This window comes from Xanthocytophaga flava, assembly GCF_030068545.1.
Classification (GTDB): Bacteria; Bacteroidota; Bacteroidia; order Cytophagales; family 172606-1; genus Xanthocytophaga; species Xanthocytophaga flava.
The window spans coordinates 458,105-471,781 of sequence record NZ_JASJOR010000001.1 but is presented as its reverse complement, the minus strand read 5'-3'; the positions used below and the strand labels follow the sequence as shown (position 1 = coordinate 471,781).

Annotated in this window: 12 protein-coding genes; 8 read left to right on the top strand and 4 right to left on the bottom strand. The window is 38.8% G+C overall.

From position 1 onward, the window contains the following. Positions 1-8 precede the first annotated feature (8 nt). On the bottom strand, positions 9-1,115 hold the full coding sequence (locus tag QNI15_RS01965; RefSeq protein ID WP_313993607.1) for a S1C family serine protease: 1,107 nt from the start codon (positions 1,113-1,115) through the stop codon (positions 9-11). A 22-nt stretch (positions 1,116-1,137) separates the two neighbouring features. Next, the gene (locus QNI15_RS01960) at positions 1,138-1,704 is read right to left on the bottom strand and encodes an RNA polymerase sigma factor (protein WP_313975229.1); all 567 of its coding nucleotides are present in this window, start codon (positions 1,702-1,704) and stop codon (positions 1,138-1,140) included. A 134-nt stretch (positions 1,705-1,838) separates the two neighbouring features. On the opposite strand from QNI15_RS01960, the gene QNI15_RS01955 reads away from it, so the two are divergent. Continuing rightward, positions 1,839-2,033, top strand: a complete 195-nt coding sequence (locus tag QNI15_RS01955) for a hypothetical protein (RefSeq protein ID WP_313993604.1) — start codon at positions 1,839-1,841, stop codon at positions 2,031-2,033. 61 nt (positions 2,034-2,094) lie between these two features. Here QNI15_RS01955 and scpA read toward each other — a convergent pair whose 3' ends face one another. Together scpA and QNI15_RS01945 are read right to left on the bottom strand one after the other, a co-directional pair. After that, on the bottom strand, positions 2,095-4,242 hold the full coding sequence (gene scpA / locus QNI15_RS01950; protein ID WP_314030260.1) for a methylmalonyl-CoA mutase: 2,148 nt from the start codon (positions 4,240-4,242) through the stop codon (positions 2,095-2,097). A gap of 42 nt (positions 4,243-4,284) precedes the next feature. After that, positions 4,285-5,523 carry a methylmalonyl-CoA mutase family protein gene (locus tag QNI15_RS01945; protein WP_313993598.1) on the bottom strand — a complete coding sequence of 413 codons (1,239 nt, stop codon included), beginning with the start codon at positions 5,521-5,523 and terminating at the stop codon, positions 4,285-4,287. Positions 5,524-6,046: 523 nt separating this feature from the next. Here QNI15_RS01945 and dnaA point away from each other — a divergent pair. The 7 genes from dnaA to QNI15_RS01910 all read left to right on the top strand — a co-directional run bounded on the left by dnaA (position 6,047) and on the right by QNI15_RS01910 (position 13,675). Beyond that, positions 6,047-7,483 carry a chromosomal replication initiator protein DnaA gene (gene dnaA, locus QNI15_RS01940; RefSeq protein ID WP_313975221.1) on the top strand — a complete coding sequence of 479 codons (1,437 nt, stop codon included), beginning with the start codon at positions 6,047-6,049 and terminating at the stop codon, positions 7,481-7,483. A 64-nt stretch (positions 7,484-7,547) separates the two neighbouring features. Further along, complete coding sequence (locus QNI15_RS01935) at positions 7,548-8,189, top strand: ribonuclease H family protein (RefSeq protein WP_313975219.1); 642 nt, start codon at positions 7,548-7,550, stop codon at positions 8,187-8,189. An 88-nt stretch (positions 8,190-8,277) separates the two neighbouring features. After that, complete coding sequence (locus tag QNI15_RS01930) at positions 8,278-8,709, top strand: DUF4348 domain-containing protein (protein ID WP_313993596.1); 432 nt, start codon at positions 8,278-8,280, stop codon at positions 8,707-8,709. A 513-nt stretch (positions 8,710-9,222) separates the two neighbouring features. Next, a complete protein-coding gene (locus QNI15_RS01925; RefSeq protein WP_313993592.1) occupies positions 9,223-10,101 on the top strand; it encodes a hypothetical protein in 879 nt (292 codons plus the stop codon). Positions 10,102-10,171: 70 nt separating this feature from the next. Beyond that, a complete protein-coding gene (locus QNI15_RS01920; RefSeq protein WP_313993590.1) occupies positions 10,172-11,110 on the top strand; it encodes a hypothetical protein in 939 nt (312 codons plus the stop codon). A 71-nt stretch (positions 11,111-11,181) separates the two neighbouring features. Further along, positions 11,182-12,408 carry an adenylosuccinate synthetase gene (locus QNI15_RS01915; RefSeq protein ID WP_314030258.1) on the top strand — a complete coding sequence of 409 codons (1,227 nt, stop codon included), beginning with the start codon at positions 11,182-11,184 and terminating at the stop codon, positions 12,406-12,408. A 127-nt stretch (positions 12,409-12,535) separates the two neighbouring features. Further along, complete coding sequence (locus QNI15_RS01910; protein ID WP_313975211.1) at positions 12,536-13,675, top strand: sterol desaturase family protein; 1,140 nt, start codon at positions 12,536-12,538, stop codon at positions 13,673-13,675. Positions 13,676-13,677 lie beyond the last annotated feature (2 nt).

The window sequence follows — 13,677 nt, the reverse complement described above, 5'->3', positions numbered from 1 at the left end:
ACGTTTTTTTATTTTTTATACACCTTCACATTAAAAACGAGTCCCTGCAATTTCTTAATCTGATCGGGACGACGCAGATAATGCATATAATTTTTTCTGGGTAAGGTCAGAGGCTCTGTTAATGAATCAGCAGGTATCTCCTGAACCAGCGTGAACAAATGCTTGGACTTGATTGCAAAAGCTGCCCCATCTTCATTCGGGTTTTTACCTGTCACAATCCCTACCAGATTCCCTTTGGCATCCAATAATGGTGCTCCACTGTTTCCAGGATTTACTGGAACAGATATCTGATATTTAGAAGTATCTCCATCATTTCCTGTATGGGCACTAATTGCTCCATCCCCGTATACGATATCTTCCCGCGGATAGGCTAATGTATAAACCGATTCTCCCAGATCTGTCTCACGTGTGTTTAACGCATAAGGCATATAGGTCAACGGTTTAAAAGTAGAATCTGATATTTTGAGTAGTGCCAGATCTAGCTTTTGATCTTTATGAATCACTTTGGCTTTATAGCGTTGGCGAATATTCTCATAATTTGTAGATTCTACATACACCTCATCTGCTCCACTCACTACATGTCGGTTGGTAACAATATAACCATTAGGTGAAATCATGAAACCTGTTGCGCTGGCTGCATAGTCAGCTGCTGTAGTTACATCCTGTTGCAGAGACGCCGAAATATCACTTAATCTTTTCTTAATGTGATTGTTCTCTTTCTTTAACTCCGCATAATTACTCACCTGCTGATGTTCCAGTGAACGCAGATAGTTAGTCATAAAGATAGTACTGAACACCGTAATAACTGCTACAGAGGCAGCTACTGCTACTGTAGTCATATGATTTCGCCAGAATGCCCTTACACCATAGGTATAGATAAAAGGTTGCTCTTTGCTTTCCTCTTTCCATTCTTTATGGAAGGAATCAAACTGCTTTTTGAGTTTAGTCCGGCGGCTAAATGTTGCAAAGCTATCCGCCATCAACTGATGTTGACGAACTGCCTCTGCCAGATGTTTATCCTGTTGAATCATTTTTTCAAATGATCCTCTCTCTGCTGCAGGCATTTTTCCGGCTACATAGCTTTCAATCTGTTCTTGTATTTCCTGGGTAATCATAGTTTTAACAACAAGACTTGGATCAGATTTGATATTTTGAGAAAAATATCTTTTTCAATCGCATTAAGCATTTATACTTCTGATTCTTTGCATTATCTGTATTAGTATAACCCATCTTTTCTGTAATCTGTTGCATGGAAAACTCATTGATAAAAAAGTCTTCCAGAATAGTACGACAGGGTTCTCCCAATTGTGATAATGCCTCATTCATAGCTTTGAACTGCGCATCTTGCTCTTCAGGGTCTATTTCATCTTTGACAAATGGAATAAAACTCTCAAAGTCATCAATCTTACCTACATATTTGTTTTTTTGATTCAGCTTTTTGAGCCAAAGACGTCTGCTAACAGAATATACATAGGTCTTTACTTTACAGGAAAGTTCAAAATCAGGATTCTGTATGTTTTCATAGAAAATCATCATGGCTTCCTGATATATATCTTTAGCCTCCTGTTCTGTACCCGTATTGTGGGTGATAAAGTGCAAAATCATAGGGAAATAAGTCTTATAAACCATTTCTAATGCACGTTCATCACCTTGGCGAATAGCCATTACTAATTGTTCTTCCGATTGAAAGTGGACTTTGTTCATGCAAGGCGTATTTAATACCTGAAAAAACAAAACGTAACCCACACATTTTTTTATTTTTTATTTGGGTTACCTTCTAGTCTTTCAGGAATAAAAGGCAGATTTTGTTCTTTAACCTTAAACCAAAAGACAAAGAAATGAAAAATTTATTTGCTGCTGCTGCTATTGTTCTGGGAACAATTGCTTTCTCTGCATGTGATTCGAAGCCAGCTGCTGAAACAGAAGCTACTGAGGCTGTTGATTCTGTACAAGAAGCTGCTACAGAAACTATCGATTCAGTTTCTGATGCTGCAAAGGATAGCATTGAATCAAAAGCAGATTCAACTCACTAAGAGTGAATTAAATATATTAGGGAAAAAGAGACAGGTAGTTGTATCTGTCTCTTTTCTTTTACTAGGTTGTCATATCAGAGATTAATTTTTGTAAAATATTTTGTGCCGCTATGGCAATGACAGTACCAGGCCCAAATATATCCTGTACACCAGCATCATACAGAAAGGTATAATCCTGGGGAGGAATAACTCCTCCTGCAACAACTTTAATATCCTCCCGTCCTAGTTTTTTCAATTCATTAATTAATTGAGGTATCAACGTTTTGTGTCCGGCGGCCAGTGAGGAGACTCCTACTATATGCACATCATTTTCTGCTGCCTGACGAGCTGTTTCTTCTGGCGTCTGGAATAATGGGCCAATGTCAACATCAAATCCCAGGTCAGCAAACGAAGTGGCAATAACTTTTGCTCCCCGATCATGTCCATCCTGTCCCATTTTGGCTATCAGGATACGGGGACGTCTACCTTCTAACTCAGCGAACTGATCAGATAATTTACGTGCCTTCTGAAAATTATCATCCTGAGATGCTTCACGCATATACACTCCTGTAATAGATTTGGTAACTGCTTTGTATCTGCCAACTATCTTTTCCATCGCCATCGATATTTCACCCAGAGTTGCTCTCTGGCGAGCTGCTTCAATCGCTGCCTCCAACAGATTTCCCTGTCCGGTTTCTGTTACACTAGTAAGGGTAGTTAATGCCTGATCTACAGCCTGCTGATTCCTGCTAGTTTTAATCTGAGTCAAATGTGTTATCTGAGCATTTCGAACTGCTGTATTATCTACTTCTAATAATTCAATGGATGTCTCCGTATCGGGTTTTAAGTAATTGACCCCAATAATTTTATCTTTGCCGGAATCAATGCGGGCTTGTTTTCTGGCTGCAGCTTCCTCAATACGTAATTTGGGTAGTCCTTCTGCAATGGCTTTTGTCATGCCTCCCATTGCTTCCACCTCCTGAATCAGCTTCCAGGCTTTTTCTGCCAGTTCATTCGTCAGGTATTCTATATAATAACTACCTCCCCAAGGATCAATAGTTTTGGTTACTCCTGTTTGATCCCGAATGAAAAGTTGTGTATTTCGTGCAATTCGTGCTGAGAAATCAGAGGGTAGAGCCAGTGCTTCATCCAAGGCATTGGTATGCAGGGACTGAGTACCTCCCAGTACAGCTGCCATGGCTTCAATACAGGTACGAGCTACATTATTAAAGGGATCTTGCTCTGTAAGACTCCATCCTGAGGTTTGACAATGTGTTCGTAAAGCCAGTGACTTTTCGTTTTTAGGATTAAATTGCTTTACTATTTTAGCCCAAAGCATTCGGGCTGCACGCATTTTGGCTATTTCCATAAAATGATTCATGCCTATAGCCCAGAAAAATGACAATCGGGGAGCAAAATCATCAATAGCTATGCCTGCTGCCAGTCCGGTACGAATGTATTCCAAACCATCTGCCAGAGTATAGGCTAGTTCCAGATCTGCTGTTGCTCCGGCCTCTTGCATATGATAACCAGAAATAGAGATGGAGTTGAACTTTGGCATATGCTTTGAAGTATAGGCAAATATATCTGCCACAATACGCATACTAAATTCTGGTGGATAGATATAGGTGTTACGAACCATGAACTCCTTCAAAATATCATTTTGAATGGTTCCGCTCAATTGTTCTGGTTTTACACCTTGTTCTTCTGCTGCTATTATATAAAATGCCAGAATCGGAATTACTGCTCCATTCATCGTCATCGATACAGACATCTTGTCCAATGGAATCTGATCAAACAGAATCTTCATGTCTTCCACAGAGTCTATCGCAACTCCGGCTTTGCCTACATCGCCTACTACACGAGGATGATCCGAATCATAGCCACGGTGAGTAGCTAAGTCAAAAGCTACAGAAAGTCCGGTTTGTCCTGCCGCTAAATTACGTCGGTAAAAAGCATTGGATTCTTCTGCTGTACTGAAGCCTGCATATTGTCGTACTGTCCAAGGTTGGGTTGTATACATGGGAGCATAGGGACCTCGTAAAAAAGGGGCCTTACCTGCTCCAAAAATCAGATGAGGAAATTGACTTTTCTGCGCCTGAAAAGCGGTTGGAACAGAAATCCCTTCGGCAGATTCTGTGACTACTTTTTCTGTTAAGTTTGTGACATGAATAGCAGAGAGTGCATTTTCTATGTCAGAATAGGTTATCTGTGAGAAGTCTGGTCGCATATATAATTAATGAATAAGGAGAACAGATAAATAAAAGATAAGTTAGGTCGATAACTTTTCCCATATAGATTGGGCTATCTGGTGAGTCAGATTCTCAATCAAGTAAGAACCTGCCCCTATATCTGTCACTTTATCAAAATACGATTCTTCCTGCAAAATGGCAGATACATTTCGGGCAATCTGTTTCCCTAAAATACTATCCTGGGGATTCGTAAATGCAGCTGGTTGAACAGCTAATGCATCACATCCACCTATAATGGCAGACATTGCCTGAGTGGTATTAGTCAACAGGCTCTGATATGGCTCATCAGCCGGAGGAACGAGTATAGCTGTTTGTGCATAAATAAAGACATCAATCAGATTTGATTCTGGATGATATGTTCTGCCTATTTGCCACCATATTAACCGTAAAGCTCGCAGTTTGGCTATTTCCATAAAGTAATAGTCTCCTATATCTACTATAAAGCCTACTTTAGGGAGAATATCAGTAATTGGAAGAATGGTCTCCAAATCGTCTATCAGTTTGACTATTGCCTGCAATTGATAGCTAATGAGGCTAACCACAGGCAATGCAAAGGTTTCCATTTCTGCATTGTCATCAAGAGGTTCACCAACAGGTTCTATAAGCAATAGCTTAAAATAGGGAGTGTGTGTAGTGAACAAGGAACTGACTTGTAGAGATTTTAATAAGGCTTCGTTCGTAAATTCATCTGGTAAAATTGCTGACAGAGCAATTTCTTCAAATATAATACCCCCCATGAGTGTGGAAATATCTTTCTCAACTTCCTGTAAGTAATTACTGAGATTTTCTAATTGTGTATGTCTCAGATGAAAATAGACAGGTATTCGGGAAAGCGAAATGCCTTCAAGTAGGACAGAAAAGTCGAAAAGATGCTCTGTAGTCATACCTCCAGTCAGCATAGGTTTACCTCCCGGACGATTTAATAAGTTAAACCTGATACCTGTAGTACCTTTAGTTAATGCATCTTTGGCCTGTTGATTCGCAGTTGCCTCATCGTAAACCGCAATATTCTCTACATTTATCCAGCCAGTAGTTTGTCGGCTCTGAGCCCACAACTGATGGAAGCCCTGAAGATACTCTAGTCCTGCCAGGTCTTCCTTCATATAGAACGGCTGGATCTCAATACCTGGCTCTGGGTGCTGAATAAGCTTTTGTGCATAGAAATGTAATTTCTCTTCCTGAGTTTCAGCTTTTATTGTTTTTAGAATGAGTTGTTTCCATTCTTCTTGAGTAATACCAGCGAAATCATCGAATTGCATCGGAAGACAAATTAAGTTTAGTGAATTGTGGTTATCAAAGTTGTGGATTCAATCGCTAAGTTTCAAATCTTTTCCTGAATTTTCATATTTCTTTTGACTCTCAACTGAAAGGCGACCAGGAATAAAAGAAAAAGGTACTTGATGGAAAATGAAAAATTATAACTATGAATATTTTGAATAGTTTGTCTGTTCCAGAATATTATAATTGATTTTTTTTAGTAGGAGATATTTTCATTGTAAAGAATATATTGTCAAAGAATAAAGTCACACCGAAGGATAAAATTTAACTTTATTTGTCAAAAGAAAGAATTTTGTGTAATTTACTCTGACGAAAGTGTGTGTTTTTCGAGGTAAATTGTTCTTTTTCAGAGTTTTGATACGTTTTAAAGAAGCCTGCCATTCTAAATTTTTTTTCCATTAAAAGTTCAGATTTTTATTTTTTTGTTAAGGCTTTTTTTATCAAATTTGTCGTCCTTGTTTTAGAAAATACACAGAGTAACCACTTAACGACGTGATCATAGGGATGCTAAAGGACAGCAAAACAGTATGGAATAACTGTCTTAAAATCATAGGAGAAAGTGTCTCCGAAAAGGATTTTAGGACATGGTTTGAACCCATTGTTCCATTACGACTCGCCAACAATGTCCTCACCATACAGGTACCTACTCTATATGTGCATGAGCATCTGGAAAACAACTTTGTGTATTTATTACGTAAAGCTATTGATTCAGAGCTTGGACCGGAAGGCCGTTTGGAGTACCAGGTTGTGATTGATAAGGGAAATGAGAAGAATCGAGCCTATGTGATCAATATTCCCACCAATAAAACACCACAGAACAAAGATCCGAAGGTTGATATCCACGCCGATAAATACAAAAGCCCATTTGATTTGTATGAATTGGAAGGCAATGGATATGCATCCTATCTGAATCCGATCTATAACTTTGACAATTTCATTGAAGGTGACTGTAATCGTCTGGCACGTTCAGCTGGTATGGCTGTAGCGCAAAAGCCTGGTATTACATCTTTCAATCCATTGTTATTGTATGGTGGTGTGGGATTGGGAAAGACGCACCTTGTACAGGCAATTGGTAATTACATCAAACAGCACGATGTAGGTCGGTTTGTTTTGTATGTATCTTGTGAGAAGTTTACCAATCAATTCATTGAAGCTGTACGAAATAACAATATGCAAGGCTTCATGAATTTCTACTTACAGGTAGATGTACTGGTATTGGATGATGTGCAGTTTTTGTCAGGAAAAGAAAAGACTCAGGAATGTTTCTTCCATATCTTTAATCACCTGCATCAGGCCGGAAAACAGATTATCATGACCACTGACCGTTCTCCTCGGGAGCTGGTAGGTTTTGAAGATCGTTTGCTTTCCCGATTTAAATGGGGATTGAGTGCAGATTTACAACAACCTGATCTGGAAACACGTATCGCGATTATTCAGAAAAAACTGCAGGCTGAAGGAATTGCCATGGATATAGACGTGATTGAGTACATTGCGCATAGCATTGATACCAATGTCCGTGAACTGGAAGGGGTAATTGTTTCTTTAATGGCACAAGCTTCGCTGAATCGGCGGGAGATTGATCTGGATCTGGCCAAACGGACTATTCAGAATATTGTGCAACATGTAGACAAAGAGGTAAATATTGAGGTAATACAAAAGAGGGTAGCGGAACATTTTGGGGTAACGGTAGATGATCTGAAAGACAAAAGCCGTAAAAAAGAACTGGTAGTACCTCGTCAGGTAGCTATCTATTTTGCAAAAGAATATACCGATTTCTCTCTGAAGTCTATTGGATACCACTTTGGAGGACGTGATCATAGCACGGTTATCCATGCCATTCAGTCTGTGAATGACATGTTAAAGACAGACAAGGATTTTAAAGCTGCGGTGCAGGAAATTCAGAAAAGTTTTAAAACGCGTCCGAATAAGTACAATCATTAAAGAAAATATTAGTTGATTATATTGTAAGTTCAGGCGTTTGTCTGAACTTTCTTTTTATCTACTTATGGCAAAACAAAAATATTATGTAGTCTGGAAAGGTCGTGAAGCTGGAGTGTATACCAGCTGGGACGAATGTAAAAAACAAATTGATGGATTTGCAGGTGCTGAATATAAGTCCTTCGAAACAAAGGAACTGGCAGAACAGGCGTTTGGTGAAAATAGCAAAAAGCATATTTTTAAAAATGCAAACCAGAAGAGTAGTTCGGATTTGTCTCCATTAGAAAAAGCAAAGATTGGCAAGCCTATCCTGGAAAGTATTTCGGTAGATGCTGCCTGGAATACGGCTTCCGGAGATATGGAATACAGAGGTGTTAATACAAAGACAAAAGAACAGCTTTTTCACCAGGGACCGTTTAAAGATGGGACCAATAATATTGGAGAGTTTTTGGCAATTGTACATGGACTGGCCTATCTTCAGAAACTAGGAAGCCGATTGCCTATTTATTCAGATAGTGTCAATGCCATTAAGTGGGTACAGGCCAAGAAACATCGGACCAAACTGGAGCCTACAGATAATAATGATAAATTATTTGAATTACTGGATCGGGCAGAAAAATGGCTGGCTGAAAATACCTACCCTAATCCTATTTTAAAGTGGGAGACAAAGGTGTGGGGTGAAAACCCTGCCGATTTTGGTAGAAAGTAGACTGCCTGTTTCTCTTATAAAATTTGTATTATATTCTTTTATGCGTTTTCTCCACATCGAATTTTTCTGTTGCTCTTTTGTACTTTTTATGGTAGGTTTTATAGAGAAAAATGCTAATGAGTTAATAACTGATATAAAAAGCATACAACAAGAAAGCTTTGATGATTTTTATATCCAATTTCATCAGGATTCTATTTTTCAGAAGAAAAGGCTTTTATTCCCCATACAAGGGTATAAAGTTTCAGAAGATCTTACAGGTCGGACAGTAAAAGAGAAGTGGACAGTTTCAAACTGGGTAATTCTAAAGATTCCAATTGATAAGATAGATACACTGCCTAAGTTTACGATCATAAAGAATGATACTGTTGGAATGACTCAATATAAAACAACCCGCTTATGGTCACAAGGAGTCATAATAGAAAAACTTTGGTTAGTTGATAGCGGTTTTCATTTTGAGACTCGTTTTAAACTAGTTAAAGGGCAGTGGTATTTGTTTTATTGTGAGGAAGTTGATATGTAATAATTATAGTTTATTAAAAGAAAAGGATAAAACCTGTATTTGTGATCAAAGTAATGCTACTAGGGGTCGAATACAGGTTTTGTATTTAGTATATTGTTTATTTCTTAACAAATTGTGAAGCTCAATTGCTGCTGATGAATGTATGCCCACTCAAGATACATTCTTAAAGTTTACATCTATTGCCAGTCATTACAATTACTGAAATTTAATTTCAGGGCCCTTTTTATCTTTAGCTAGGGTATTACAACTGTCTTCCTTCCTGCTCGATTACTCCTACTATCTGGTCTATTTCTTTGTTGAACGTAACTATTTGCTATATGGGCTTGAATTGCCTATTCCAATGACGATCAGTTCACAATGTAGGTAGTTTGTTTTAATATGTGTTACATTCATCTGGTTGATCTTTAATTGTTTATCCTCTTCGTTATTTAATGTGTGAAAATTTTTTACCTAAAATTTGGAATAGTGTTTTTTATACACTAACTTTGGTGTACAAATTACAATAAGATAAAAATGAATGCTGAAGATTTACTGGTTAGAATAATGACTGCAAGCAAAGCGGAAGATCTGCTGACCAGAAACAACTATCGAAAAGAGTATGTGAACTATGTAAAATTGATTCACCCGGATGTATGCTCACTGGCAGGTGCAAATGATGCAGTTGAAAAGCTCAATGCATATAAGGAGGAGATGGAACAACTTAACAAGATCGAAGATGATGCAGGTCTTGTGCAACAGACAGATGATAAAACCTTTTTGTGCAAAGGTGAGAAAGAGCAGCTGTTAAGGTCTCTGGAAAATTATAGCCGATTGATGAAGTTGACTGACGATTCTTCCAGACACTTTCAGAAATATCTGCCTACCTCTATGAAGATGGAAGGAGAGTATCTGCGGATTAGTTACAGTCACCGTATGGTTTCTTTTTCTCATCTGACATTGCCTCAGGAACATGTAAGCTGGATTTTGAGCCGTATGTTGGAATTTACAGCCTGGTTGCATCAGATAGGGTATTGCCATGCTGGGTTTAATCCAGAGGTATTTTGTGTGGTTCCTGAAACACACGGAATTGTCTGTCTGTCATTCTATCATATGAGACCAATGAAGAGTAAGTTGAACACTGTCTCAGGAAAATATCTGGATTGGTATCCTCAGATTGTATTTGATAAAAAGCAGGCTATCGCGTATGTAGATGTAAGTCTGGCACAACGTACAGCTCTCTACTTACTAGGTGACAAGTCTGGAAATGGGGTGAAGTTGAAAAAAACATGTAACGAGCATCTGATTAACTTTTTGATTGCACCTCACTATGAAGCTTATCAGACATATGATGATTACAGACAATTATTACGATCCATATTTGGAAAACCTCAGTATCATGAATTAAATATATAAGTCCATGCTTCCTTAGAAGCTTGTTATGTAACTAATAATCAATCTATTACTAACTTAATTAACTACAACTATGGGATACACACGTTGGTCTGATGATGCCTATGAGCATCTAAAAAGTTCAAAAGCAAACTTGAGTACAGATGACATTTTTGCAAATAATAAAACAGGTAAAGCTAGTTCACTGATGTCACCGATGGGAGTTAAATTCCGGGAAAGCCGTGACTCGGACATACACCCTGATTCATTATCAATTGCAGTATTTTTGGATGTAACCGGAAGTATGGGACGTATTCCTGAAATTCTGGTTCGTGAAAAACTAGGATCTCTGATGAATACACTAATCAGTCACGGTATTGAGCACCCTCAGATTATGTTTGGAGCTATCGGGGACCACGTTACAGATAGTTATCCATTGCAGGTTGCTCAGTTTGAAAGTGGTACAGATGAACTGGACAAATGGCTGACCGAAATTTATATTGAAGGTGGTGGCGGTGGACAGTGTATGGAGTCGTATACGCTTGGGTGGTTATTCTGTGCACGACATACCTCTTGCGACTGTTTTGAGAAACGTGGACAGAAAGGCTTCTTATTTACCATTGGTGACGAAGCTGCCTGGAGTAAACTGGATGCTGCCCGTCTGAAATATATCATGGGATATACAGAGTCTACGGATTTGACAGATAAGCAATTACTGGAAGAGGTACAACGTAGTTACAATGTTTTCCATATTCACATCAATGAGGCCTCTTATCGTGATGATCCAACCGTTTTAGGATATTGGAAGAAATTGTTAGGCGAACGTCTGATTGTACTGGATGACTACAATGCTATTGCTGAGACCATTGCGTCTACGGTTGCCGTGATTCACGGGGTAGAGTTAAGCAAGATTTTGCATTCTTTTGATGCATCTACTTCCAAAACAGTAGCTAAGGCATTGGTTAATGTAAAAGCAGATGCATTGGTTAAAAATAACAGTGGAGGATTGGTAAACAGAATATTTAAGCTGTAATATCGTTTCTCCAATAACATACGCTTCCAGTCTGAAACATTTTGAGGGCTGGAAGTGAAATATATACAACTATGAAAACACTGCCCAAAAAAGCATTTATTGTTATTGGTTCGGGATTTGGAGATGAAGGAAAGGGTTTGGCAACAGATATGTTGTGTCTACAACATCCTTCTCCATTGGTGATCCGGTTTAATGGAGGACAACAGGCAGGCCATACAGTGGCAACATCAGATGGAAAACGACATGTTTTTTCCAATTTTGGATCGGGAACATTGCGTGGGGTGCCAACTTACTGGTCAGCCTATTGTACATTTTCCCCCGGATCTATGCTGAAAGAATATGCAGCCCTGCGAAAATTAGGTGTACAACCTGAGTTGCTTGTCGATAATCTATGTGCAGTGACAACTCACTACGATGTCTTGTATAATCGGGTGCTGGAAACTGCCAGAGGCAATTCCCGCCATGGTAGCTGTGGGATGGGATTTGGTGCAACCATAGAACGGCATCAGTTATCACCTGTAAAGTTATTTGCACAGGATCTGCTTTTTCCGGAATTTTGTAAGATTAAGTTAAAAACCATTCGGGAACACTACCGACAGAAGTTGCAAAGCCAGCCTAGCTTTGATTTTGATGCGTTGGAACATGATGCTGCCGATGACCATTTTATTCAGACAGTGACAGATCTGCTGCGCTTGCAAAAGCAGCATGCTGTCCGGTTTGTGACCACTGCCGAGGTTTTTACAGAAAATACTCCGTGGCAGACATTTGTATTTGAAGGAGCACAAGGCTTATTGCTGGATATGGACTTCGGATTCTTTCCGCATGTGACCCGTAGCAATACCTGTTCTAAAAATGCATTAGCTCTCGTAGACCAGTACCTGAAGCCACAACTTTCTGATCTTGAGTTATTTTATATTACTCGTGCTTATCAGACACGCCATGGACAAGGGCCTATGACTCATGAAGAAATCTCTCTTTCATTGATTAATAATGAGAATGAAACTAATCAATACAATGAACATCAGGGAGTATTTCGGGTCAGTCCACTGGATATTGATTTGTTGAATTATGCCTTACAATGTGATACTAATTACTCGTATGGGCTGAAAAAAAATCTGTTGATGACTTGTGTAGATCAATTACCTGGCTATCAGGTTCCCTATTTTAAAGGTAATCAGCTACAGGGGGCCAATTACGAAGATATTCCATTATTGCTTACTCAGTCATTCAGTAAGACCTTATTCAGTTTTAGTGATTGTGCTGAGAATATACATGCACCTGTTTCAGTTTCCTTTTAAGAAGTAGGTACGATTGAGTTTACCTGTTTACCAAATTGTTACTAATGTAACAGATTGGTAACTATTTGTACATCAGTGTATAAATACTATTTTCTCAATACAACCCACTTCTATTCTACATCTAATTATGTCAACTAACAAACGGCTGGTGATTGGAGAAGGCTTCATCAGCGGCTACATCTCTATCTTTTTGGGAGTACTTTCTATTCTGGCAGTCTTCTGTTTCCATTATCCTGAATTTTTTACGACACCTGAGTTTCGTGAGGTCTATACCGGCGAAATGATGAAAGCCATTCTAATGGGAGTGATTATCGCTTCTTTTTTCTTTGCTACACTCAGTTTCTTGTTGAGTAATAAAAAGCAATTGGCTGTGATTGGTATTTTATTATCTGCTTTAGCTATTGCATTAGGAGGATTTAATGTTCAACCCCGATCTGTAGACAAAACCCTCTGGCATATTGGTCTCGACTGGTTACTGATCGATCTGCTTCTATTGTCGATTATTTTTGTGCCTATTGAAATGGCATTTCCTAAAAATAAGAACCAGTCCCGCTTTCATGAGGAATGGCGTACCGACCTGGTTTATTTTGTAATCAGCCACTTGTTTGTTCAATTCTTTGGAGTCATTACTCAGGCTCCTGCCAAGTTATTGTTTGGTAGAGTAGGGTTAGATCAGATACATGCCTGGGTGCAGAGCTTGCCTTTTGCAGTGGAGTTTTTGCTGGCCTTATTTGTAACCGATTTGTTTCAGTATTGGGCACACCGTATTTTTCATTCACATGTGTATCTGTGGCGTTTCCATTCAGTACACCATTCCACACGGGCTATGGACTGGCTGGCAGGGTCACGCACTCACTTTGTAGATATCTTTGTAACACGTTCTATTTCTTTTTTACCTCTATACATTTGTGGATTTTCAGAAATAGTCTTCAATACCTATATCATCTTTGTGTCTATTCATGCTGTATTAATCCATGCCAATACAAGTATCAATTTCGGATTTCTGAAATACATTTTCGTAACACCGCAGTTCCATCACTGGCATCATTGTGAAGATCCCGCACATTATGGAAAAAACTTTGCTATTCACTTTCCGTTGATCGACCGAATATTTGGCACCTACTACCTGCCTGGAAATGTATGGCCTGAGACTACAGGAGTAAAAGAAGGAAATTATCCAAAAGGTTATCTGCGTCAACTGGTTTACCCCTTTACCAAAAGTCCTTTTGACAATGATCTGAATATGGACGATAGCAGTAAGCGATAAGT